The sequence below is a fragment of the Rummeliibacillus sp. NPDC094406 genome (assembly GCF_044763875.1).
In the GTDB taxonomy this organism is placed as follows: domain Bacteria; phylum Bacillota; class Bacilli; order Bacillales_A; family Planococcaceae; genus Rummeliibacillus.
Genome location: NZ_JBIWGZ010000002.1, coordinates 576726 through 602674 on the forward strand (window position 1 = coordinate 576726; position 25949 = coordinate 602674).

A 25949-nucleotide genomic window follows, 5' to 3' on the forward strand; every position below is an offset into this window, starting at 1 on the left:
GATTGTCAGCTGGGTTTATTATAAGTAATCGATTTAGATTACACTTGAACTTAGTTTGTTTCGATTAAACCATACTTACCATCTCTACGTTTATACACGATATTCGTAGCATCAGATTCAGAATCGGTGAAAATGTAGAAATCATGTCCAAGAAGGTTCATTTGTAAGATAGCTTCCTCTTGATCCATTGGTTTTAAAGCAAATTGTTTTGTACGAACAACTGATAAATCATCTTCAGCATCCGCTACAGCAGTAGCAGAGTTTTCAGCCTGAACACTTGCGAAGTATAGACCTACACCTTCACGATCACGGAATTTACGATTCACTTTTGTTTTATGTTTACGAATTTGACGTTCTAATTTAGCAGTGATTAAGTCAACTGCTGCGTACATGTCACCATTACGTTCTTCTGCACGTAACGTTAAGCTTTTCATAGGAATCGTTACTTCCACTTTCGTATTCTTGTCATTGTACACCTTCAGATTCACGTTTGCTGTTGCGCTTAGATCATTATTAAAATAACGTTCTAATTTTTGGATCTTTGTTTCAACATACTCGCGAATTGCTGGAGTTACCTCAATGTTTTCACCACGAATGTTAAATGTTAGCATGTAAACTCCTCCTTTATTCAACCATACTTACATATTCTACATTTCCCCAAAAACTCCTTCTTAAAACCGAAAAAAAAATTTATTTTTTACGCTTTTTTGAACAAATAAAATCACGAATTTTGTCTTTTAAACTCAAAAACTTCTTTCCTTCGTCGTAGTTTCAACTCAGAAATGATTAATTCTTGATGTTCATCCACTGTATTCAAAAAAACGCCATATTGATAACCACCGCCAATGACCTTCTTCCAACGAACATCTCCTCTTACATTAATCGGTTTCGAATATAACTTAAATGACAAGTCCAATTCGATTTCTCCTTTTTCACAAGGCAAGTTTTCCTCAGTAAAAAGCTTTAAACCACTTGGACTAATCTCAACAATTTCACCTTGTCGATATGTCTTCAACCCACCATCTTGACAATTGTAGGTCACTGGTACTTCATGAACTAGCACATGCCGAAATGATTCCCTACGCCTATATTCCACCAATTCCACCTTCCTACTTTATATGTATGTTATAACCTCTCACTCTAATATCGAATAACAAAAGTAAATATTTAGAAATTTTATAAAATATGAACTAAATGTAAAATTTGATGAATATTCTTGGTTTGTAACAAGAATAAATTTATGGAGAGAGCCTTGGTTACAATTCGAATTTCTTGGATTGGAGGAGTGATTCATGAATTTAAGCTCAATTTTCGTGGATAGCCCTAGTAATACAGGAAAACAGTTATTTTTAGATGAGTGATAGAAAACTTGATAGCAATGGCTCTTGATTGAGTGAAAGGTGACAACTCAGCGGGAACAGCGAGACAGTCGAGATTCAGCAAAACCTAGCAACGAGGTAGCTCGGCGTACGTCTGAAACGGAAATCAACGGGATCAAACAAAAAAAGCAAAATCTTAACGATAAATAAATCGTTTAAGATTTTGCTTAAGAATACTTTATAGACTTTTTCAGTGGCCTTACCAAGTAAAGGAGGCTTTTGATTATTAAGTGCTAACACTATTACCTAATTCTTTTTTATTAAATCCATGATGTCATACACTGCAAGGTAATATTGATAACGTGCAAATTTATTACGATCAATTAATGTAGATAACTTCGTTTCTGAACCATCGATTAATCTTGTCGTATTTAGTTTGTCATATAATTTTACAAGATCTATCAAAGTACTAATAATACTATCTTTATTTACTTGTGCATCGGAAGATAATTCCTCAACACTATCAACACCTTTTTCAAAGTTTGCCAAATCATCAATAGCCTGTATCATTTGTTTACTAGTAGCATAACCTTTTAGTGTGTCTGCATTTTGAAGGTACACTTTTTGCTCACCAGGCATCACCTTAAGCGTTTTATTCGCATCAATTACAGCTTTTACATAGCCAGAAGATCCTTTTTTAATGGATGTTGTCTTCTTATCTAGATCTTGGGCAGCCTTAATATTAGCTGATTCTTTTAATAGAGCTAATTGTCCAGCATTCAAGTAGTCAGGAATTGTTGTATCATTTATAACATCCTTTTGATCTAAACCTAGTTTTCCGTATAACTTAATAGCATCTGAAAGTTCACTCGCTACATCTCTTTTTGGATATTTATTTTTATAATATCCAGCTTTCTCATTGCTTGGATTGCTACTAGGGTCTATATTTTGTAATGTTTTCACTATCGTTACAATTGGTGCGTATTTGTTGTAAGTCTTTAATATATTGCTGTCGACTAATGATTTTGCTTTGGAGCTTAAACCTTCATATTCATCTACTACTGCTTTTACATCTTTATATGTCATCGGATACTTATCGAGTAAATCCATAACTGATTTTTCGAAATCCTCTGCTTTCTGGTTTGGTGTTTTATTTACTAAAAAATCTCTTGCTGCATCTATATCAGAGACCACATACTTTTTAGCAATAGCAGATAATTTATCATAGTCTTTAATTACCTTTTTAAGATTCGCTACGTATTTATCGTCACTCTTATCCAAGGCTTTGTAGGTTTTATCAATTTTTTGAGCATCTTTGATTTCTTTTTCATGATTTAAAAAGGCATAATCTGGAACAACTTCTCTAATTACAATTGCTTTAGGATCTTTACCAAGCTTTTTGTAAATTGCGATGGCTTGTAGCATTGTAGTTATGTCGGGTTCCTTGTATTTTCCGTTCACAGGATTATTTACTTTACCTGCTAAAGTTTTCAATTCAACAATTGGTGCATAGCTATTGTATTTTGTCAAAGTTGGTTTATCTAATAAAGCTAATTGAGCTTCGTTTAATTTGTTGTATTTATCTACGACATCTTTAACGGCTGCATATGAACTATCGTTAGATAACGCATTAACAGCTTTAACAAAATCATCTAGTCCAGCTATTACTTTTGCGGTATTATAATTAGTTTTAAAATCTTCTATTTCTTTTTCATGCATAACATAGATTTGAACGTTCTTTCCAGCTTTATTAAATTGATAATACAGTTTAACGGCATCAAGTGGATAAGATTCACTTGATGGATTTAAAGCTTCGAAAGCTTTATCTATTTCTTGGGCTTTCAAGAAGTTCTTAATTTCGTCATCACTTAATGGAATAGATGGACGAATAACTTCACTTTCAACATGATCTCCAGTGTAAGGAATATGATATTTGTCTTCATATTCATGGTCTCCAAGGAATTTTGGTGCTTTATCAAGTATTGCTCTTTGTGGAGACTCTAATTTTTTATAAAGTTCAATTGCTTTATAAATACTATTAATATCATTTGGATTGGTAATTTTGATAGGTGTACCATCTGCCTTACCAGTATCCGTATATCCAATTGGTGTTTTTTTGTTATTTTCATAGTTGAATAATTTTCCATATTGTACATATAAACTTTTTGCGATATCTTGAATTTGCAAAATCGGCAAATATTTTTCATAAGTTGCCAAAATATCGGGATCGATTAGCGTTTTAAGTGGCACATTATATTTCGCATTAATAATGTTGTACTTGATGTAATCTTCATAATATTTCTCAAGTTTTCTGACATCCAGGACACCCGGCGTATTCCCTTTTTGGCTAACATGCGACATATCTGTTACCATCGTTTCAAACTCTCTAGCTCTATCTAACTGAGGTTTATAGCGTTGTCCGATTTCTTCTAGTGTTGCCTTATTAGCAACATATTTTTTTACGATAGGCAGTGCTCGATCGTATAGTTTGTAATATACATCAAGAACTTCAATTTCATATTTGTCATCAGTTGGTTTGATCTTTTCAAAAGCTTTATCAATCACTTCAGCTGCTGTTATTTCCTCTGCATCCTCTAAAAATGGGAATTTAGAACGATCCTCATTATCCACAATCATTTGTTGATCTGGTCCCAATGCATTGTACGCTTTAATAACTTTTTGAATATATTTCGCATCAGTTGGTGTAATTGTAGGAGAATTAACCGTTGATTCCTTAATAAGGCTAAACATTTTGACAACATCTGAAATTGGTGCGTATTGATTGTATTTTTTCATAATTGCTTTATCTACTAAACTACTGGCTTTAGGATCTGGGCTAATGTATTTGTTATAGTAATCAACTGCATCTTCTACATTCTTAATTGTACTTTTCTTACTTAACGGTTTAACTAGTTCTTCAAAATCAGTCACACGTTCTTGCACAGGTGTAAATGTGTTCAATAGTTTAGCAATTTTATCCCCGTTTACTACATATTTCTTCACATCATCTGAAGCATCATCATAAGAAGTGAATACTTTTTTAGCATCGCTAGGATACGTTTTACTTGACTTTTTCAGTTTCAAATAAGAACTGTCAATTTTTTGTGCTTCTTTGATATTTGCCTCATCCGCAACGATATTACTGAATGATGGATATTTAGCATCTACAATTTGCTTTTGCGGTCCACCCAATTTTTTATAGTCTTTTATAGTAGATAACATATTGGTAATATCATTTGCTTTGTAAGATGTAGCAGCTAGTATTTTGGCAACCGATTTTAAAACATCTGGCACTTTCGCATAATCTAAATATGTCTTTAGCGTGTTTTTATCTACAAGTGCTAACCAAGCTGGATTTGAAGCAACTGTATTATAAGCAGAGACTGCTTCAGCTATAGCATTTTCAGCGTTTTCAGGAATTGAAGCGTTTGGAATTGCATTTACCTTCTCTGTAAATTTCTTCACATTGTTTATTGCTTCCAAATAATCTTTACTAGTAGTACTCCCCTTTATAGCATCTACTTTCCCTACAAAACGTTTTACTTCATCAGGCGCATTATCATAAGCATTGGATGCTTTAAGAAGATCATTGTAATAAGATGGTTTACTCTTATTTTTTAATGCCATATCATAACTTTTATCGATTGCTTGTGCGTTTGCGATGTTTTTATCTTCTGAAAGATAGTCACTTTTAGTTGGAATTAAGTTTTGAACAATCGTTTTTTGATTTGCGCCTAATTTCTTGTATTGTGCAAGTAAATCTGCCATTTTGGAAACCGTAGAAGATGATAGACTTCCAGGAGTTACAGTGTTTAATACTGGAAATGAATTGAATCCATCTACAATTGCTGGAATTGGAGCATATTTGTTATATGTTGCTACATCTTTCTTATCAGCTAGATCAATTGGTGCTACTTTTGGATAGCTGGAAGTAGGATCAGTAATGCCCTTTTCTTTATATTGTGAAAGATTGTTTATAGTAGAAAGAATATTATCCGTAGAAATTGAGCCCGCTTCTAATTTGTCAACTTCATCTGAGAATTTGGAAGCATCTTCAATTTGTTTTTTATATACGTTCCCAATATTAGCGATTACATTATTATGAGGCATGTATTTTTTCGGTTCGTTAGCAGTAGCAGCATATTCTTTATATAAAGCAACTAAATCCTGAGCATATTTACTACTACTAGCTGGTTTCAAAGCTGCATATTTTTTTTCTATATCAGCTGCGATTTTCACTACATCTTCTAAAGCTAAATATCTATCAAGTCTTGGTTCTTCGTTATATTTACTATCATCCAATAAATCTCTTAATAGTGTCTGTTGTCCCGCAGATAATTTTTTATAAGAATTGATAATATTTAATATTACAGATCCATCCATACTATCTGTATCAACTGACATTAGCATTAATTTATGTGTACTACTAACATCCGCATAATAATTCAATTTTTTAACAGTTGCTGTAGGGACGGCAGCTTTTGTTGTTGCGTTTAAGCTGTTATATTGTTTTTGAACACTTGTAGCTTTAGTCGTGATGTTTTTAGTATTTAGTGTTGAGACACTTTTGTTGAGTTGATCAATCTTTTTAAGCGATGGCTGAATTTTGTTCCAGTGTTTTTTGAGTGTAGAATAGTTTGTAACCATCTTTTTATCTTTTTTGGATAGTTTATTGTAAGCATTTTTAGCAGATTTTGTTTTGGCGATATAGTTTGATTTTTTAGGATTAATCGCTTTGATTTTTTTAATCACTGCTTTTGCTTTTTTGCTTATTTTATTAGATACCTTTTTAACCTCTGGTTGTGCTGCTCCGTTTACTTTCGAAGCAGATTTCGCATGTACCATTTGCGGATTAGCAGATGTTATTAAAGTTGGTACGATTAACGCAGAGGCTAGGCCCATTGATACTAAAGATTTACTACGCACGAGAATCCTCCTCTTATTTTCAAGATGTTGAATAGTATTCCTTTTATAAAGACGTTTCTTTTTAATCTAATAACAATTTAATTATTAAATGGTAAATTTTAACATTTAGTTAAACATTCTATTAATCCTTATATCGTCTAAAGTTACCAAGTTTTTAGTTGCTTATTTTTTGAAGAATAAAGATTAAAGTTTTACACAATCAAAAAAAAATCTCGTATAGAGGTATTTACCTTATACAAGAATTTTTTTTGAGTTATATATTTAGCTTTTTTTCATTTACTTCTTGGCGGCGACGCAATTTCAACTCAGAAATAATCAAAGCTTCCAATACATCGTCAGTATCTAGATCAATACCATATAGATACTCACCATTTTTTGGTCGCTTCCATTTCACTTCGCCCTGCACAGAAATTGGCTTTGCATAAAGCACAAAATTCAATTCCATTCTAATCAACTGAGTCTCTGCTGGTAAGCTTTGAGACATTTCTATTTTTGTACCACTAGGACTTAAATCAACTAAATGACAAAAAGCATCTTGTGTAAATGTTTCTTTCCCCGCTTCTCCCATCACCAATTTATATTGAGCATCTACTCTTCGTTCAAACTCATGACGAAATGACTCTTTACGATTATACTTCATAAAACACGTCACCTTCTCTATTAGATAGTTTTCATTATATATAATTTGTTAATAGGAGGAAAGAGGGGGAGGAGAAAGACTTAATTGTGATGGCATTACGAGGAAAGAAAAAAATTCTGGAGAAACAAAAAGTTTCACCAGAATTTTTTGTTAGAAATAACGTAGGATCACCTACTATTTTCTTCCGTCGAAATAAGTACCATCCATCACACGAACACTAGCATAAGGATCGACATATCTACGTTCAGATGTTTTTGATTTTTGCAGATTTTTTATATCTTGTGCAATCTCATTTTTTGATTTTTGCAAGCGGTCACGTATACCTTTATCAAGCTCACGGAGTTGCTTTTCAAATGGATGCCCAGGTAATGGATTCACTTCGATTTGTTGTAATTGCTCAATAATTTCCCCACGCTTGTCCAAATAGTCATCGATTTTCTTGATATAGTCATCACGTTCTTTATCTGGAGGGAGCATTGTTAAGTGCTTGAATAGTTGAGCGGATACTTGTAATAACTCTTGGAGTAGCTCCATTAGAATTGATCTCCGGAATATTGTTTTTGCCGATTAATCTTAATAACTTCTTTCCAAGTATCTCGGAATTCAGTTACAAGTCCTTCAACTTCATCCAAAATAGCAGAATCATTTTTTATATTGGCTTGGGTTAAACAGTGGTGCATATATTCATATAAATTGAACATTTCTTTTGAAATTGGTATATCCATATTCAACGTAGCCATTAATTCCGAAATAATCGCTTGTGCTTTTTGAATATTATTGTTTCTATTTTGAATATCTTTGGCTTCTATCGCCTTTTTCCCTTGATGGATAAATTTGATACAACCATTGTAAAGCATTAATGTCAGTTCGCCTGGGGACGCGGTCGTAACACTGTTTTGTTTGTAAGCATTGTATGCTTGCTGTACTGACAAATTGAACAACTCCTTTTATATGAAACCAAAAATACTTACTTAATTATCCTTGGAAAATAGATGATTGGCTATTTGCCCTTTGAATCGCTGTCTCCATTGCAGAGAATTGATTCCAATAACGGTTTTCGATAGCTTTTAGACGATCTTTCCAATCAGAAATCTTCGTGTCTAAACTTGAAATTGTTCTTCCTAAAGAATATGATGAATCTGATGTAGATGCTGCTTTACCAGCAGTTTGTTCAATACTAGATATTGTTGTTTTGGCAATATCACGTAAATTAGCGATAATACCCTTTTCTCCTGCTACTGCGGTACCGTTGAAAACTTTAGTAATAGCATCAGGATCTTTTTCGATAGCTGCACGTAATTTCTCTTCATTAATTTCTAATTTACCGTTTTCAGACCATGTCTTTGATGTAGTAATGCCTAAATTATATAAACTATTTCCTGAACTACTTCCATATTGAGACAGCATTGAACGCATTGAAGATAAAGCTGAATTAATATTAGTATCGCCTTTTAAAAGTCCTGCTTTAGCTTTTTCTTCCCACTTTTTAATTTCGTCTTCTGACATTTCAGCTTTTTGAGCATCTGTTAATGGTGCGAAATCTACATTCTTTTTCTCAGTTACCTTACCATTTAACCCTTTAATCAACCCATTATAAGTTTCAACAAATTCTTTTACTTTATTAACTAATGAATCTGTATCCGTTGTAGATGAAACTTTTGCAGGTGTACTTCCTGCAGCAATATCTTCATTTACAGTAATGGTATATCCTGAGATAGAATATTTATTAGATGTTCCGTTTATTTTAATACCATTAACTTTAAACCATCCATCTTTGCCGTTATCTGCAATAATTCCTGTTTGAGAAGTAATATCTTTAATAACTCCTAATGTTTGGAACAATCCATTTGCATCTTCCGAAATACTAATCGAACCATCAGTAGGAGTTCCTTTACCAGCATTATTAGCAGTTAGGGAAACTTGATTTCCTGAAGAAATTGCTGTCACACCAACACCTGATGAGTTAATTTTAGACATAATACTACTTACTTTATCTGTTGAAGAGTACTTAATTTCTTTCTCTATATAAGATGTACCATCTTCGCTTAAAGCCTTAATTTTGAATGTTCCTTCTCCAATACCCAAATCAGCCATAGTAGTACTATCAGTAATTTGTACTCCTTTATATTGAGCTAATGGAACAACTGATTTACCAGCAGTTGCTGCTTTTGCTGCTGAAATAGTAAGTGTTCCAGTTGCAGAATTTGTAGCTGTTGCTGAAATTGCACTAGATGAACTTGTTGCTGTTTTAGCATTCCATTTATCACTAAGTCCATAATTATCAAATATACCATCTCTAAAAGCTGATAAAGATGTATTTACTTCACGATATGCATCACGTTGCCATTCATATTTTTGCTTTTGTTGCTGAAGTCTCTCCATTTGAGCACTTTCAGCCTTCATCAATTTCTCCATAATTGAATCAATATCCATGCCAGATACTAAACCACTGACTTTATTTTTGTATTGTAAATAAGAATACGCCACTTTTGGACTACTGGCTGAATTGTTTACTGAAACCATCTTTCTTCCTCCTTTTATGCTTGTTTATCAAACATTTTCCCTACTAATTTTTGCATTTCATAATAAGCATCAAGTAATTCCTTTGGTGGAATTTCTTTTACAACTTCTTTTGTTTTAGCATTAACTATCTCTACATAATAACGACCAAGTTCTTCATGGAAAACAAATTTTGAATCTCTTTGGCTATATTCCATAAACTCATTTAATTTATTAACAGCTGTTTGATAAGCTTGTTCAGTAGGGTATCCATTTTCATCGGTCATATCATAAGGCTGTAAATTACTAGCTAAAGTTTTACTACTTTCTACAATCGAATTAGCCTTAGGTATTGTAGAAGCTTGTAAAGTTTTTGAGCTTTCAAATGTATTTTCTGAGACGATTTTCACTTATATCCCTCCTTCATCTTTCGTTTCTAAAAGTAATATCGGTTTAGAAAAAAAAAAATCAATAAAGAAAGAAGAAATCTCCTTTCTTTATTGATTTATTTAAAATAACTCAATACTTCCTCAACATCCTCATTACTCATCTTTGGATGTAATGGTAATGTCAATGCATTCTCATACCACTTCTCTGCCTTCGGACATAAGCCCCGTTCATACCCTAAACTTTGATAATATGGATGCCAATAAACGGGGATATAGTGTACATGCACACCGATATTCGCTGCACGCATCTCTTCAAAAATTTTTTTACGTGATTTTCCTAGTTTTTCTGTATCGAGCTGAATAGAATACAGATGCCAACCCGATTTCGTATTTTCTAATTGATATGGCGCTGTTAATGTGTCAGTATTTTCCATTTTTTTCGTATAAATCGATGCTAATTCACGACGTTTTCCAATGAAAGTATCCAACTTTTTCATTTGAGAAATACCAAGAGCCGCCTGAATATCGGTCATACGATAATTGTAGCCAAGATCAATCATTTCATAGTACCAACCACCTTGTTCTTCTGAGTAAGGTGTATGCGAAATGCCATGACCACGGAATAGTAATAATTTCTCGTAGTATTCTTTATTATTTGTTACGATAACGCCACCCTCACCTGTTGTGATAGGTTTTACTGGATGGAAGCTGAACATCGTCATATCCGCAGTGAGACCAACTTTACGATTCTTATAATCCGCTCCAAGAGAGTGAGCTCCGTCCTCAATCACAATTAAATCATGCTCTTTTGCAATCTTCATAATACGATCAATATCCACCGGTTGACCTGTGAAATCGACTGGAATAATTGCCTTCGTTTTATCTGTGATATTTTTTTCAATTTCACTTGGATCAATGTTATACGTTTGTTCATCAATATCAGCAAACACAACTGTTGCACCCATATAACGTGCACAGTTAGCACTTGCAGCAAATGTAATAGGCGTTGTAATTACTTCATCGCCATCTGTAATACCTGCCGCATAACAAGCTCCATGCAATGCTGCCGTACCATTTGCAAATGATACCGCGTATTTAGCACCTACATAATCTGCAATAGCATCTTCAAACTCTTTTACTTTTGGTCCTGTTGTTAAAAACGGTGATTTTAACGTTTCAATTACCGCTTCGATATCTTCATTTGAAATCCATTGCTTGCTGTATGGAAGGAAATCATTGCGTTTTTTCATTTGTTATCGCCTCATTAAATTAAATCTTCAAATTTGATTGGAGTACCCATTAAATAATCTTTTTTCGCTACTTTATTTAAAAGTGTTGGATAGTACTTCGGTTCTAATCCATACCCTGGTCGAACAATACGAATATTTTCTTCAGTGAATGTGTCTCCAGCTTTAATATCTTGAGAAACATAAATTGAACGACGGAATTTTAGTGAGGCTTTTTCCTTTTCAGTAGGTCCATAAGTTACTTTCCCTAATGCTTGCCATGCACGTTCTGTTTCTTCAACTAAAGCCTTCATTTCTGCTGGCTCCATAGAAAAGGCTGAATCTACTCCACCATCAGAACGATTTAATGTAAAATGTTTTTCAATCACTGTTGCACCTAATGCTACTGCAGCAACTGCAACTCCTGTACCCATAGTGTGATCTGAGAGACCAACTTGTACATCAAATAACTCACTCATATGAGGAATTGTTGTAATATTTGTATTTTCGGGTGTTGCAGGGTATGTACTTGTACATTTCAGTAAAATTAAATCCTTACAACCATTTTCTTTTGCTGTACGTACCATTTCATCTAATTCTGCAGCTGTTGCCATACCAGTAGAAACGATCATAGGCTTTCCTGTAGAGGCTACTTTTTTAATCAATGGCAAATCTGTATTTTCAAATGATGCAATTTTATATAATGGCACATCTAATGTTTCTAAGAAATCAACGGCTGTATCATCAAATGGGGTACTAAACGCAATCATACCTAATTCTTTTGCGCGGTCAAAAATTGGTTTATGCCATTCCCATGGTGTGTAAGCTTCATTGTAAAGATCATATAGGTTTCTACCTTTCCATAAATTCCCTTCATCTACAATATCAAATCCTTCGCCATGTACATTCAAAGTTAAGGTATCTGCTGTATACGTTTGAATTTTTAATGCATGTGCACCTGACGCAGCTGCTGCATCAACAATCTCTAAAGCTCTTTCTAAAGATTGATTATGATTACCAGACATTTCTGCAATAATGAATGGTTTACTTTCACTGCCAATTAAATACTTCTCAACTTTAATCATCTAAACTCCCTCTCTTTCTAGCTATTAAAATAACATCTCTTCCTAACCCTTCTTTTGCTAAACTTTTATACAATTTCTGTTTTAGATTTGGGTTATTAGTAAACAGATTTTTTTCTAATTTTTTTCGTTTTTTATGGCACTGTCTTCCTAAAGTACTTTCTTTAATATAATTTTCTCCCATTAAAACAAATAACTCCATTGGAAAACTCGTTGTTTCTTCCAAAACTTTAAATCCGTTTGATTCAAGTAATTTTTTTAAACTATCAAATGAAAAATAATTAATATGTTCAAAAGGAGTAATCCACCATTCTTTATTTTCATTTAAAGTACATGCTATTTGTTGTAACTCATTAAAATCATTAGGAACAGCTAAACAAAAAACCCCTTCATTCTCTAAATTATTATGTATCATTCGAAGAATTTTTGTAGGATTTAACATATGTTCTAATACATGATTCATATGAATAACATCAAACTTCCCTATCTTGTTACTGATATTTTCATCAAAAAAGTTTGGTATTATATTTAAACCATTTTCTTTCCCATAATAACTAGCCATTGTAGAAGGTTCTATACCTAACTCTTCCCATCCAGCTTCTTTAGCGGCAGTTAAAAAATAGCCTGCACCTGTCCCTATATCGAGTACATTTATATCCTCATCGTTATTTAAGTACGTCGATATTTGTTGGATACGCTCTGAGTATAAATTTTGCCACCATTCTTTGTCTTCTTCTAAATTCTTTATATAATCTTTTCTATTTTTTTGATAATATTCTTCTGAATACAAATTTTCAGTTTGCTCTTGAGAAGGAAAGGGATATACATGGTAAAAACCACATTTTTCGCAAGCAATTATATCATGACCATCTTTATGAGATACTACTTTTCCAGTATGATCCATTAAATATTCTCCTTATTTATGTAAATATGAAATCATATGATGTACAGATCTTTCAAATTCATTTGGTTTTCTATAGAACTTTAATAAACTAGCAAATTCTGCATTATTCCAATGTGCTTTACGATTTAAGATAAGATCTAATAACTTATAATCCAATGTTATTCTTAAAAATGGCTCTTCTAATTCATTCTCTTTAACAATTTCACATAACTCTCCATTCATTGGTACTTTATATAAATAGCCCTGATTTGTATTAAGATATAGCGTTGTATCAATCTTCATATTATGGTAAACATCTGTAATTTTTTTATTCATTCGTTTTTGCGCTATTTTAATATCTTCTAATAAATTATTTTCTTCTATGTCTTCAAATTCAAATGAATATGATTTCTTACTTAATATTTCTTTTAAATAATTTTCGCGTTCCTCTTTCGATGGTGGTGTAAATGGCGCGGATTTGGATTTTTTCTCTAAATCAAAAAACTCTTCAGAATTCATCATAATAACTTCTGTACTTATATTATTATCCACTAATAATTGTATTACTGCCTTTTCTACATCTTCAAAAGGTGTAGCTGCTGTATATTGATTTAAGTGCCACATTTCTCCACCTATAACCCTTTGAGCAGCGAACGGTAATACATATGTTGGTTTTAAATCTTTACAATATTTCACTAAGCGATTTAAACATTTTAATTGGATTTTTTCTTTCTCTATTAATTTTTCATCATGTGTAAAATTTTCAAAGCATTGCGGATAAGGACTAGCACCATTATAACTCGTTAATAAATAATCAATTTTTTTATACTTTTTTTTAATATATTGATTCATAGGGGATGATAATTCATATGGACAATCATTCGTATTTACCACTGCATAGTCTCCCCCTTTAAAAATCGCCATTGAATCGATTTGAAGAGATTTTTCATATCCTTGTGATACTTGACATCCAAAAAACTTATTACAAATTAACGGATCACAATTATCGGCTGCTAAAATTTCTATACTGAAATCAGCATCTATAAAATAACTTTCTTTATGACTTATTTCAATGATATTTTCGAAACCTATACTTCGTAGTTTATTTAAAACATGCTTTTCTTCATAACAATGAATCAAAATCGGTATTTTTTTATCGTAAAAGTTCAATGTCATGCTATCTAAATGATCTTCATGAATATGTGAAATATAAATAGCATCTACATCAATATAATTTTCTATTTTCAATTGAATAGGAGGATAATGATATAATCCTCCATAGCAAATACTTTCTGTAAGCCATGGATCACATATGATTTTTTTATCTTTATACTCAAGTAATACACATGCATCTGTTAAATAATATACTCTCATAAACTATCACCTTTCATATTTCTAGCTTTAAATATTCTTTCGTTCCATCTCTACCCAGATTAGCTATAACATCTAATATAGATAAATATGGGATGAAGTTCTCTGTACATTTTTGGTTATACTTCTTTGGAACAAAATCAAATTTTTCTACTTTTATCGAGCTAGAAAAGTACCCTTCTTCCGTAATATATTCTAAAGAACCTGGAGCACTTACATATGTATCAGCATCTATTTCTTCACAAATTTTCAAAAGATATTCAGACTTCTTCCCTGTCGACTGTAGTTGACTACTATATAAAATCTCTGTATCTATTTCCAAATATCTCATAACAGTAGAAATGAATTGAATATTTATATCACATAATAAATCAGAAGAATTATTCAAAACACTCTCTTCAAAAATTTGCTGAACATCTCTGAAATATGGATGTTTTTGATACGCTTGTTTTAATAATTCACTATGAGAATTTCTCCATCCATCATTAAGAACTTCTACCTCTAGTATCAATTGATCTCTTTTACCTTTTTTCTCAACAGGAACTGTTAACCATTTCTCTTGTTTATTTAAAATAATGCGATTTCTTTGCTGCCACGATCTACGAGCAAATTGTACATCATCAAAAAAAACAAACTTATCGACGTTAGAAATCATTGAAAAATATCCTGCCCAAGGTAAATAAGTAGGTTGCATAATAGCACATTTTAATATCATTTAACCCATTCCTCTTTTAAAATTGAAAATACCAATTGATTTTTATAATTCCCTTGATAATAGAAAGATTCCCTCTCTACACCTTCTTGTTTAAAACCTATAGATTTGTAAATGTGTATTGCCGTTTTATTTTCTTCAAAAACTTTTAACCAAATACGATTTATATCCAACCTTTCAAAAAACTCTGTTAGTGCATATTGTAAAGCTTGTTTTGCGTAGCCTTTTCCTCTTTCTTGTGCCTCACCTATATAAATTTGAAAGAATCCACTGTGATGTTTTTGATTAGTATGGAGTAGGATATTACCTATATAGCAATTATCTACATAGATAGCTTTTATAATTGCATTTGAAAGACTTTTAACCCAATTTGTATGAGAATCTAAAGAAATTTTGTTTACGACTCCAAAGTTTTCTTGTATAGAAGAGATGTTTAACCATTCAACAGTTTTCTCATAGTGTTGTAAACCATAAGGTACTAATTGTACTTTACTCATAAAATTCAACCTCCTAAGATTTTTATAATTTCATCTACTACGACTTGTTTTCCTTTTATATTTACAAGTGTCTTACTTTTTTCAGAGAACTCTTTTAAAGCTAAAAAATTGTTAATATAATATTCAACAAACTGTAAAAACTCTTCTTTTTTTATCTTTGATGCATCTCCAATATATTGACAAATACCTTCGTCCTGTAATGATTTTAAAATTGGAAACTGATTTTCTGCTGTGGATAAATATAATGCTGGCAAACCTACAGCAGCTCTTTCCCATGTTGCTGTTCCAGGAGCACCAATAGACATATAACACATTGTCATCAACTCGGCCATATTTTGAGCATTTTGATAGATTTTAATACGATTATTATATTTTGTTTCAAGGCCTTGTAATTCTGTGTAAAATTTATAGTAGGGACCAACGACTATTAAAAGTTTAATATCTGTAAAACTTTCAATTAAATATTTGCTAAATCTCAAAGTATAATTAAATTCATCCATGCTTCCGAAAAAAATATGAATTATTTTTTCTTTTTGCGAAGAAATATCTATAGGTGTTATATTGCTAAATTCATTCCTTAATAATGTGTATTTTGTTCCCAAAAAAAACCTAGTTTTTATTGGGTTACGGACTTTATATATTTGTTCTAACCCTTCCATTCCATACGATGGATCTAACAAAATATCACATTCTTGAAATTTTTTTCTATAATCATCTATTATTAAAATTTTTCTTGTATATGTATTTACTGATTTTGTCCATTTTTCATCAATGGCATAGTGATCAACAATAACTAAATCAATCTTTTTATCGACCAAATATTGCTTTGTTTCATCAATATCCTGTCTCCAATTTGTTGCTGTCCATGTCCATAACGAATCTTGAATTTTTGGTAATAAATATACCCGAAAACCTCTATCTTCAATGAAGGTTTCCATGCTACCTTCTGCTTTTCTACAAATAAATTCAACAGTATCATTATTTTCTTTAAATTGCTCTGCTAAAGTTAGGCATCGCATCACATGTCCTGAACCTATTTCAATTGAAGAATCTACTCGAAAAACGATATTCATTCACATCACCTAAATTTTCTTTTGTTCAATATGTTCATTAATTAAAAACCAAGCTGGGTTTTGTTCCATCAATCGAACTGCTGATGCCAAATCAAGTTGATTTTCTTTACCCTTATAAGCTTCAAATAAATTTTTAATCAATGCAAAATCTTCTTCTGTATCTACTGTCCAGCGATACTTACTATAATTAATTTCTCCTTTGTATGAGCCGATTTTAAATTTTTCAGGATGCGTATAAATATAAGCTGTTACATGTTCTTTATCTCTTTCCAATTTAGCTTGTTTATATGTAGTTTCTAATGTAGCAACTGAAAATACCTCTGTATCTAATCCTCTAGGAAAAGTTCGCTCTATTGTGTTTGAAACATAATCAAACTCATTATCTAAGAAAAATCGAATTGTCTTATCTACAATTTTATAATCAATAATTGGACAATCTGATGTTAGACGTACAATAACGTCTCCACCAAATTGCTTCCAAGTTTCATAATAGCGTTCTAGCACATTGTTCTCAGATCCTCTAAAAATGGATACATTATGATGATTACAAAACTCAAAAATTTGATTATCTTGTTCCTCTACTGTTGTAGCGATAATCAATTGATCAATTTCCTTGCACTGTCTTAAACGCTCAATTTGATGTAGTAATAAAGGTTTCCCATTAACTTCTTTTAATATTTTTCCAGGTAATCGACTTGAACCCATTCTTGCCTGAATAATTGCTGATACACTCATTAAAATGCCTCCTAAACGAAAAAATGTAGTCATATGACTACATTTCTTCAACTAACTTTCTTAGTTCTTCAATTGTTAGCCATTGCGTATTTTCATTACTTACATAATGGAAATTATCAGGAAGTTGCTTGGAACCAACTTTATATTCCTCTGCCCACCAGTTAAACTCTGGTTGAATCACATAATAATCGTCAAATTCAATTGTATGACGCGCATCATCTTCTGTAATCATCGCTTCATGCAGTTTTTCACCAGGGCGAATACCGACTATTTTAACTTCGCATTCTGGGCCAATTGCTTTCGCTAAATCCATAATGTTCATACTTGGAATTTTCGGTACGAATAATTCGCCACCATGCATACGTCCTAAGTTATCGATAACAAATTGCACACCTTGGTCTAACGTAATCCAGAAACGAGTCATACGATCGTCTGTTACAGGTAGTACACCAGTTTCACGCATTTTTTTGAAGAAAGGTACAACACTGCCACGACTACCTACAACGTTACCATAACGCACGACTGAGAATTTTGTTTTCTTCTCACCAACATAGGCATTCGCTGCAATAAATAACTTATCTGAAGCTAATTTTGTTGCGCCATATAAATTGATTGGGCTACAAGCTTTATCCGTTGATAATGCAATGACTTTTTCGACATCTTTATCAATTGCAGCATCAATAATATTTTGCGCACCATGGATATTTGTTTTGATCGCTTCAAATGGGTTGTATTCACATGCATCAACGTGTTTCATTGCTGCTGCGTGAATCACAATATCAACGCCATCAAATGCACGATATAAACGCTCTTTATCACGAACATCTCCAATAAAGAAGCGTATACGCTCATCTGTAAATTCTTGTTTCATTTCGTATTGCTTTAGTTCGTCTCGGCTAAAAACGATGATTTTTTTTACACCTAGAGTTAATGCTTTACGTACAAATTTTTTACCGAAAGATCCTGTTCCTCCAGTAACAAGTACAGTCTTATCTGTTAAATTATTCATTTTTTCTCCTTAATTTTCAATTAGTTCATATACTTTTAATTTATTAACTGTACTTAAAATTTCATATTCTAAAATATCAGCACATAAATTATAATCTTTATTTTCAAATGCTCTCTCTAATTCATTTAAAATAGTATTTAAATGATTTATATCCAATTCATTTCTATAATTTAAATCATTTAATTTTTTATTTATCGTTGCAATCCATTCGATACCTTCAAATAAAAAAGGTACTTCATTTAATGCTTCTGTAACGGATTCACCTCTAAATTTCTCTGCTAAAGGTAAAATATTTACTTTAAGCTTTTCTAAATACTCATTATAACTTTGCATTGTTTCAAAAATTATTGACTCCATTTAACCAGCATCTCCTTTTTTAAAGTTCTTGTATAATTTTTAAAGATTCTGTTGTAATATTAAGCATTTCACTATACATATACTCACTTTGCTTAAATGACATTTTATACTTTTCTTCTAATGTTGCTTCTTTACTTAGTTTAAAATATCGTAACACTCTTAAATTAACTAAATTAAAAGCATAACTTAAACTACTTTCTTTTAATTTTTCTTGTATTTCACCATCTATCTCCTCTAATTTTTTTAAAATTTCAGCAGAAAAATATGTACGCTCTTCGTTTTTATTTAACTCATTTAAAGCTTCATTAAATAGTTCAATTAATCTATTATGTTTTTCTACATCAATTTTGAATTGATTTTGACATTTTTCATGTTTTGAATCTACTATTTCATATTTGTAGTTTATGTCCGCTTCTTTTTTTGCATAATTCTCTAAAAAATCTTGAAAACGCATTTGCTTGAAGGTAGGGATTTTTAATCCTCCTTCTGTACAATTATACGACTTATCATAAGCTTTCATATTTTCTTGTATCATTTCAAAGCCAGCACGCATTTGTAAGAAAACTGAATCTGTTTCTACATCTTCGCCATAATATCCTTCACGAACAAGTAATTCTTTATTTGTAATAGTATTACGATTTAAATTTCCTTCTGCATGTGACTTTCCATTTGTATAAGCCAAGTCTTGACCAATTAGTGCAACTGGCCCTTTTGTTAAAAATAGAGCTAAGTTATATGCTGTATGAGCAACTGAACTGCCACCAATCAATGTATCTACAGGCTGTTCCGTAAATAACTCATAGTGGGGAATTAAACTTTCTTCCAGTGTCAAAAAGCAGTGATATGCGTACTTAAAATGACTTCGAATTCCATAATGCAGTGTCGGACAATATACTAAGGGGAAATCTTCAATTTGTAACTCTTTAAAATGATTATAGTTTATTTCCCCACCATCTACAGATACTACTAAATCAGGCCTTATATTATTTTTTAACAATGAATTAATTGTCGTACCTGCAGCAACTAAAATAATTTTATTTCGATATTTTTTAACGAAAGGTAATTGCTTTGTTAAAGATGGTCCACCTGATGCAACAACAACAGGAATATCTTTTTCGCTGAATAAGTCTTTTATAGATTTGCTTGTATATGCATATTTTAAATTTTTTAAATAATTTTTATTCCATTGGGAGTTGAAAAATGTAATTGTGTTTTCAGAAATAGTATTTGAACTTATTTTTTCGCGTAATATTTTTATAAATCTTTCTAATTCATCGCTTTCAGCAATAATTTTGTCATAATTAATTGATACAATACAATTTACGGTATCTATAAGATGGATATGTTCATCTAAAAAATGTTTTATACTTTTCGAATCATAACTTTTTAAATAAAAGACGTCTTCATTGGGCTCGATTATTGGATCGATTACAATAATTTTTTCGTTCTTATCAATTCTTTTTTGTAGAGCTTTATAAATATAACCTGCTCCATACCCTATTAATATTTGTACGGAAGCATTATTATAATGTTTTTCAATAAATTGTTGTGCTTCTCTTTTAGGATTATACTTGCTATGTAAATAAACATTTTTATATTTTAATGTGAAATCTCCAGTTTTCGCCACTTCTGGTTCAATCAAATCAGTGTACATCTACTTCACCTCTTTCTATATATCGGTTATTTCTAGTTTAAATAAAGCCTACTTTTAAGTCTTTAATATAAAAAAACAGAAATGTTGTGAAACAACATTTCTGTTTTAATTCATTTGCTAAACGCGTACTTAATTAGCGTAATAATTGAAGTACACCTTGTGGTTGTTGGTTAGCTTGCGCTAACATTGATTGAGCTGCTTGAGTTAAAATGTTATTTTTAGTAAATGTCATCATTTCTTTTGCCATATCTGTATCACGGATACGAGATTCTGCAGCTGTTAAGTTTTCTGCTGATGTACCTAAGTTGTTAATTGTGTGTTCTAAACGGTTCTGTACAGCACCTAGATTTGAACGTGTTTTTGATACTGTGTTAATTGCTTTATCGATTGCAGTAATAGCCGCTGATGCTGCTTTACCAGTTGAAATATTGATATCCTTTGCAGAAACTGCTAATTTTGTTGCTGACATTGTATCAATTTTCAAGTTGATTGTTTGGCCCGCATTCGCACCAATTTGGAATGTTAAACCATTAGTTTTTTGTGAACCATCTAATAACTTTTTGTTATTGAATTCCATTTGACTTGAAATACGAGTAATTTCTTGTTGAAGTTGATTTAACTCGTCATTTAAGTTTGAACGGTCATTTGTTGCTTCATCGTTTGTATCGTTACGAGATTGTACCGCTAATTCACGCATACGTTGTAGGATTGCATGTGTTTCATTTAATCCACCTTCAGCTGTTTGGATTAAAGAGATTGAGTCGCTTGCGTTTTTAGAAGCCATGTTTAAACCAGAAATTTGGCCGCGCATTTTTTCTGAGATTGCAAGACCTGCTGCATCATCACCAGCACGGTTAATTTTGAAACCTGATGATAATTTTTCTAAGTTTTTAGAAGTTGCTTCAGTGTTTGCTGCTAAGTTACGGTGTGTGTTTAATGCTGCGATATTGTGTTGAATTCTCATTGTGAGATTCCTCCTTGAAATGTTTTTAATTCCACGTCCCTGTGGAGTTGTTTGGCTTATTTGCCTTACATTATATATATCGTAGTCTACTATTTTTTGTTTAGTGTTTTTGATAAATATTTTAAATTTTTTTATCTATTTTAAAGGTCCTGGATTTTAACACTTAAATAAATTAATTTATTTATTGAGATAAAAAAGACCATCTATCCTGGATAGTGTCTTAATCCTTATTCCAATCCGCCAACAAATCTATAGAAGAATTCAACGCTGCTTTATTCTCATCTTGAATCGCTTTATAGATTTCTGAACGATATACTCTTACCGAACGAGGTGCATCAATCCCTATTTTTACTTGGTCTCCTTCTACTGAAATGATTTTCAATTCGATATTATCGCCAATCATTATTGATTCTCCAGTTTTACGTGTTAGGACGAGCATTATTTTACACCTTCTTTGACTGGATGTAAGGGATAATGCAGTAATTCTTGACTGTTTTCGTTTAATACGATTTGTCGTCCTTGGTTAGTTTTCGTATTGATAACTATTGGAGCTAGTAAATTGATCGTTGATTTTGGTAATGTGTCTTTTAAAGTAACGATAGCGTATGTAAGCATATCTTCTTGTTTTTCGATATTAAGTGCCTCTACGTCTTGTTTTGATAGGTCAAATGCATAGTTCTCTTTAAACGTGTATGAGAACGCTAGGACAAAGCTAATTTGTGCAGTTTTCGTTGATTGTAAAATAATAAATGGCGTGTTTTTGCCAAATGGGATGAGTGCAAATTGTTTTTCTTCTGGAAAGCCTGGTATGCCTTCTTCAAAAGAATATAGTTGTTCTGCTGTTACTACTACTTGTCCTAAAAATTTAGTATCAATTTTCATGGGTTTCATCCCTCTTCCACTTCTTTTCTACCGCTATTTTAGCTTACTAAAAATTATTTTTATGCTCTATTCTATCCGTGATAAAGTGACACTTTTCACAGAGGGCACTATTACTTCCGCTATATATTAACTGAAACAATATGTTTATAAGGATAGTTGTTTCCTTACTTTTATTCTCTTGCGTGTACTTAAGGCTTTAAGGAGCTTAATTCGTGTTAATGTGAAACAAAAAAGAAGTGTACGCTAGACTAGCATACACTTTATTCATTTGCTTTTAAAACTGTAATTTCTACTGATGGATGTTGTTCCATTACTCCTTCAACACGGCCAGGTGTGTAATCATGAACAACTTTTCCAATTTGGACATCAATCTTCGGTTCATGTCGTTGGATATTAATATTAAGGCTTCCTTCTTGATAATGTACCTTCACTGCACCTACTGATGGTTTCCATGTGATTGCCATTTGAGGAGGTGCAGGAAATGCTTTACTTTCTGCAATTTGTTGAATGGCATCTCCTGCATTTATAGAGATGTCCATCATCTGATCACCTTCACTTACGCGGCGAGCTATTCCTTCCATAGCCTTTTGTTGCCCCTCTTGTGCATTTTGTTCTGTCGATTCTTTTGGTGTAAGTAATCCAAGATCACGATATGCCTGTGAAGAATCAATAAACAGCTTTGCCGCTTCCGAATGAATCTCAAGTGTCGCAGCTGGTTGCTCGATATGTTGTTGTGCACTGGGCTGTTCTATACGTTGTACAGGTTTATTTATATTTAAATCCAGTTTAGCATCTGTCGTACGAATTTGAATATGGTCTAGTTTCATATTTTCACATCCTTACGAAAAAGCTCCCCTATCTCTACGAGGGCTTAAAAGTAACCTATTAATGAATAAAATCAACTAAAGTAGGTTGAATAATTCTTCCTCCCACCGATAATGCTGCACGGTGAATGGATTCTTCAGTAATTAAGTTTGTTATTGCCTCTTCATAGTCTACATCTTCATTATCAGACATTTGCTTGGTTACACTGATTTTTTGAGAACTTAAACGGTCTGCCATCATATCTGCTCGGTTTTGCTTTGCTCCGACCGTAGCACGAGCTTCTAATACAAGACCAATTGCACCTTGAATTGTTGCACCTGATTTGTCTTTTGAAGAACCAGTTCCTCCTAGTAGATCACCTACTAATTCTTTTACATCATCGCCAGATTTTAATTTATCTTCCACTTTCGCCATCATATTATCGATTTTTTGGAATAATTCATATCCTTCTGAATTAACGTCTAATGTAATTCCACTATAAAGTTCAATAGGAACATTAGAGCTAAACCCTGATTGAGATTTAATTACTGCATAGCCGTTTTCATCTAGTGTAAATTGCGGTGCACCAGCACTAGAACTTGTTAATAATATGGTATTTCCGTTAGCATCTGTTCCAGTCGTAAACTGAACATCATTTCCATCTGCATCTTTTGCAGTTCCTGTAGTTAAATCAACTGAATTAACCGGAAATTTAATCGCACCAGTCGTTGTACTTGGCGGTGTAATTATAGTTGTAGTTCCTTCAACCGTACCGCCGATAAAACCACTTTTGTCATACAATGGTGTTGTCGTCATCGTACCGCTAAATATATAATTATCTCCGATTTTAGTGTTAGCAACATCACGAATTTGAGCACGAATTTGTTCAATTTCTTTTAATATCTTTTCACGGTCGTCTGCTGTATTTGTACCGTTCGCTGCTTGTGATACTAATTCTTGAACACGTGATAGAGCACTACCTACTTGACCAAGTGATTCATCTGAAGCATCTAGCCAGCTATTTACTTCACCCATGTTACGTGTATATTGATCATTTTTAGCAAGAGTTGTACGATGATTCATACCTTTAACCGAAGCAACTGGATCATCAGAAGGGCGAGTTAATTTAGAACCTGATGATAGTTGTTCTTGTAATTTCCCCATTTTACTGTTACTTGTATTTAAGTTACGAAGTAGGTTGTTAGATAGCATTGATTGAGTTACGCGCATTGTTTATTACCCTCCTATAAGCCTACACGGCCCATGCCGTTGATGATTTTGTCTAGTGTTTCGTCTATTACTGTGATCATACGTGCAGATGCATTGTATGCTTGCTGGAATGTAATCATATTCGTCATTTCTTCATCTAACGATACAGAGCTGACTGATGCACGGTTGTTGGTAATAGTTAACTGGATTGTTGCTGAATTGTATGTCATTGATAATGCTTCTTCGCCTAGGACACCTAAGTTACCGATGACCCCTTCGTAATAAGTTTGTGCTGATGCATTATTTAAACCTGCAATTGTTGTGGTTTTTAAATTAGATAAAGCAATTGCGTTCTTTCCGTTTCCTACTTCACCTGGCTCTGTGGAAGCTGCAATTTTATTTAAATCTTTTAAAATGTCAGCATTCACTTTAATATTGGATGCAGTAATATGGTTATTACCAACTGTGCCTTTTCCGTCACTATCAACGAAGAAATTGTCTGCCGTACCTGCCCCCAATGTATAACCAGATGTATGTATCTTATTAAATTCTTCAGCAAATTTTTGTGCTAATAGATCCAATTCCTCCATTTTATGTGGATATACCCCATCTGATAACACATTTCCACCTGCAGTAACATCAACTGTATCTTTCCATGCTTTTGCATTAGAATCCCATGTGTCAGTTGTTTGAGTTGCATAACCGTAAGAATCGATCAAAGAAGCCATTTTACCTGAACCACCGTTATCAAATTGGTCATAAGTAATGGTAGAAGTAGTACCTCCCATATTAATAGTAAAATCCGTAAAGGCGGTAAAAGTTTCCGATTTGTCAAAAGAGCCATGCGTGTATGAAGTAATTTCTTTCGTTGTAGCATCTACTACTGGGTTATATCCATTCGCAGTAAGTGTAGCGCCTTGGTTTTTGTTTACTATTTGTACTTTAGAGCCATCATCTAGTTTGATGTAGACATTCATAGAGCCTTCTGCAATAGCTAATGCATTACCACCTGAAGGTGTGTAATCAACAGTAACATTGAAATATTCAGAAAGCTGATCTAGAAGATTATCACGTGCATCATACAAGTCGTTTGGTAAATAACCGTTTATTTCTACATTACCGATTTGTTGGTTTAATGTAGCGATTTGTTGGATGATTGAGTTTACACTATTGGACTCAGCACTAATTTCGTTTTTAAGATTCGATTGGACCTGTTTTAGTTGTGTACTAAGGTAGTTAAACGAATCCGCTAAGTGTTCGCCTCGTTGGGCAACTACTGCACGAGTTGCCGAACTGTCTGGTTTCGTGCTTAAGTCTTGTAATGCTGCATAGAAATTATCAAATGCTTTATTTAACCCATATTCGGAAGGCTCTGATAAAATGTCTTCCATTTGAGATACGGCATCTGATTTTGCAGACCAGTAGCCTAGCTTTGATGTTGCTTGACGGTATTGATTATCAACAAATTGATCACGAATGCGCTGAACTGATCCCGCTTGAACACCCGTACCTAAAAAACCTGGAATTTTTGGAGCGTTCATCCCAACACCTGGGAAGCCCATTGTTGCTTCCATATTGACACGTTGTCTTGAATAACCCAGTGTATTTGCATTTGCGATATTATGCCCTACAGTATAAAGAGCGCTTTGCTGAGTAGTTAGACCTCTCTTACTTGTTTCCAGTCCCATAAATGTGGAGCCCATTATTTTACCTCCTAT

Annotated in this window: 25 protein-coding genes; all 25 read right to left on the reverse strand. The window is 32.8% G+C overall.

The window, feature by feature from the left end; translation table 11 throughout:
* Positions 1 to 50: 50 nt before the first annotated feature.
* A complete protein-coding gene (hpf, locus tag ACIQ4I_RS07580) occupies positions 51 to 611 on the reverse strand; it encodes a ribosome hibernation-promoting factor, HPF/YfiA family (RefSeq protein ID WP_403094719.1) in 561 nt (186 codons plus the stop codon).
* Positions 612 to 721: 110 nt separating this feature from the next.
* Entirely contained in the window at positions 722 to 1096 is a 375-nt protein-coding gene (locus ACIQ4I_RS07585; protein ID WP_403094722.1) for a PilZ domain-containing protein, read from the reverse strand.
* A 529-nt stretch (positions 1097 to 1625) separates the two neighbouring features.
* On the reverse strand, positions 1626 to 6245 hold the full coding sequence (locus tag ACIQ4I_RS07590) for a hypothetical protein (protein ID WP_403094723.1): 4620 nt from the start codon (positions 6243 to 6245) through the stop codon (positions 1626 to 1628).
* A 253-nt stretch (positions 6246 to 6498) separates the two neighbouring features.
* Positions 6499 to 6885: a PilZ domain-containing protein gene (locus tag ACIQ4I_RS07595; RefSeq protein WP_403094726.1), complete on the reverse strand. Its 387-nt coding sequence runs from the start codon at positions 6883 to 6885 to the stop codon at positions 6499 to 6501.
* Positions 6886 to 7059: 174 nt separating this feature from the next.
* Positions 7060 to 7419 carry a flagellar protein FliT gene (locus ACIQ4I_RS07600; RefSeq protein WP_403094728.1) on the reverse strand — a complete coding sequence of 120 codons (360 nt, stop codon included), beginning with the start codon at positions 7417 to 7419 and terminating at the stop codon, positions 7060 to 7062.
* The gene (fliS, locus tag ACIQ4I_RS07605; RefSeq protein ID WP_403094729.1) at positions 7419 to 7817 is read right to left on the reverse strand and encodes a flagellar export chaperone FliS; all 399 of its coding nucleotides are present in this window, start codon (positions 7815 to 7817) and stop codon (positions 7419 to 7421) included. Before fliS ends, ACIQ4I_RS07600 begins: the two co-directional genes overlap by 1 nt.
* 43 nt (positions 7818 to 7860) lie before the next feature.
* Positions 7861 to 9408 (reverse strand): flagellar filament capping protein FliD, encoded by a 1548-nt coding sequence (gene fliD / locus ACIQ4I_RS07610; protein ID WP_403094731.1) that lies wholly within the window; start codon positions 9406 to 9408, stop codon positions 7861 to 7863.
* Between the two features lie 14 nt (positions 9409 to 9422).
* On the reverse strand, positions 9423 to 9794 hold the full coding sequence (locus tag ACIQ4I_RS07615; RefSeq protein WP_403094733.1) for a flagellar protein FlaG: 372 nt from the start codon (positions 9792 to 9794) through the stop codon (positions 9423 to 9425).
* A 95-nt stretch (positions 9795 to 9889) separates the two neighbouring features.
* Positions 9890 to 11023, reverse strand: coding sequence for a UDP-4-amino-4,6-dideoxy-N-acetyl-beta-L-altrosamine transaminase (gene pseC, locus ACIQ4I_RS07620; protein ID WP_403094736.1), 1134 nt, complete (start codon positions 11021 to 11023; stop codon positions 9890 to 9892).
* A 14-nt stretch (positions 11024 to 11037) separates the two neighbouring features.
* Positions 11038 to 12084: a pseudaminic acid synthase gene (gene pseI / locus ACIQ4I_RS07625; protein WP_403094738.1), complete on the reverse strand. Its 1047-nt coding sequence runs from the start codon at positions 12082 to 12084 to the stop codon at positions 11038 to 11040.
* Entirely contained in the window at positions 12077 to 12985 is a 909-nt protein-coding gene (locus ACIQ4I_RS07630) for a class I SAM-dependent methyltransferase (RefSeq protein ID WP_403094739.1), read from the reverse strand. The genes pseI and ACIQ4I_RS07630 overlap by 8 nt, the downstream gene beginning before the upstream one ends.
* A 12-nt stretch (positions 12986 to 12997) precedes the next feature.
* On the reverse strand, positions 12998 to 14338 hold the full coding sequence (locus ACIQ4I_RS07635; protein ID WP_403094741.1) for an MBL fold metallo-hydrolase: 1341 nt from the start codon (positions 14336 to 14338) through the stop codon (positions 12998 to 13000).
* 13 nt (positions 14339 to 14351) lie between these two features.
* Complete coding sequence (locus tag ACIQ4I_RS07640) at positions 14352 to 15050, reverse strand: WbqC family protein (protein ID WP_403094743.1); 699 nt, start codon at positions 15048 to 15050, stop codon at positions 14352 to 14354.
* Positions 15047 to 15544 carry a GNAT family N-acetyltransferase gene (locus ACIQ4I_RS07645; protein ID WP_403094745.1) on the reverse strand — a complete coding sequence of 166 codons (498 nt, stop codon included), beginning with the start codon at positions 15542 to 15544 and terminating at the stop codon, positions 15047 to 15049. Before ACIQ4I_RS07645 ends, ACIQ4I_RS07640 begins: the two co-directional genes overlap by 4 nt.
* 5 nt (positions 15545 to 15549) lie before the next feature.
* The gene (gene pseG, locus ACIQ4I_RS07650; protein WP_403094748.1) at positions 15550 to 16617 is read right to left on the reverse strand and encodes a UDP-2,4-diacetamido-2,4,6-trideoxy-beta-L-altropyranose hydrolase; all 1068 of its coding nucleotides are present in this window, start codon (positions 16615 to 16617) and stop codon (positions 15550 to 15552) included.
* Positions 16618 to 16626: 9 nt separating this feature from the next.
* Positions 16627 to 17352, reverse strand: a complete 726-nt coding sequence (locus ACIQ4I_RS07655) for a cytidylyltransferase domain-containing protein (RefSeq protein WP_403094751.1) — start codon at positions 17350 to 17352, stop codon at positions 16627 to 16629.
* Positions 17353 to 17389: 37 nt separating this feature from the next.
* The gene (gene pseB / locus ACIQ4I_RS07660) at positions 17390 to 18361 is read right to left on the reverse strand and encodes a UDP-N-acetylglucosamine 4,6-dehydratase (inverting) (RefSeq protein ID WP_403094754.1); all 972 of its coding nucleotides are present in this window, start codon (positions 18359 to 18361) and stop codon (positions 17390 to 17392) included.
* Positions 18362 to 18370: 9 nt separating this feature from the next.
* A complete protein-coding gene (locus ACIQ4I_RS07665; RefSeq protein WP_403094757.1) occupies positions 18371 to 18718 on the reverse strand; it encodes a DUF8042 domain-containing protein in 348 nt (115 codons plus the stop codon).
* A gap of 19 nt (positions 18719 to 18737) precedes the next feature.
* The gene (locus ACIQ4I_RS07670; protein WP_403094760.1) at positions 18738 to 20372 is read right to left on the reverse strand and encodes a motility associated factor glycosyltransferase family protein; all 1635 of its coding nucleotides are present in this window, start codon (positions 20370 to 20372) and stop codon (positions 18738 to 18740) included.
* A gap of 133 nt (positions 20373 to 20505) precedes the next feature.
* The gene (gene hag / locus ACIQ4I_RS07675; RefSeq protein ID WP_403094763.1) at positions 20506 to 21336 is read right to left on the reverse strand and encodes a flagellin Hag; all 831 of its coding nucleotides are present in this window, start codon (positions 21334 to 21336) and stop codon (positions 20506 to 20508) included.
* Positions 21337 to 21556: 220 nt separating this feature from the next.
* Complete coding sequence (gene csrA / locus ACIQ4I_RS07680) at positions 21557 to 21775, reverse strand: carbon storage regulator CsrA (RefSeq protein WP_403094765.1); 219 nt, start codon at positions 21773 to 21775, stop codon at positions 21557 to 21559.
* On the reverse strand, positions 21775 to 22218 hold the full coding sequence (fliW, locus tag ACIQ4I_RS07685; protein WP_403094768.1) for a flagellar assembly protein FliW: 444 nt from the start codon (positions 22216 to 22218) through the stop codon (positions 21775 to 21777). Before fliW ends, csrA begins: the two co-directional genes overlap by 1 nt.
* Positions 22219 to 22478: 260 nt before the next feature.
* Positions 22479 to 23045, reverse strand: a complete 567-nt coding sequence (locus ACIQ4I_RS07690; RefSeq protein WP_403094770.1) for a DUF6470 family protein — start codon at positions 23043 to 23045, stop codon at positions 22479 to 22481.
* Between the two features lie 58 nt (positions 23046 to 23103).
* On the reverse strand, positions 23104 to 24252 hold the full coding sequence (gene flgL / locus ACIQ4I_RS07695) for a flagellar hook-associated protein FlgL (protein ID WP_403094772.1): 1149 nt from the start codon (positions 24250 to 24252) through the stop codon (positions 23104 to 23106).
* Positions 24253 to 24266: 14 nt separating this feature from the next.
* Entirely contained in the window at positions 24267 to 25934 is a 1668-nt protein-coding gene (gene flgK, locus ACIQ4I_RS07700) for a flagellar hook-associated protein FlgK (RefSeq protein WP_403094774.1), read from the reverse strand.
* Between the last annotated feature and the right edge of the window lie 15 nt (positions 25935 to 25949).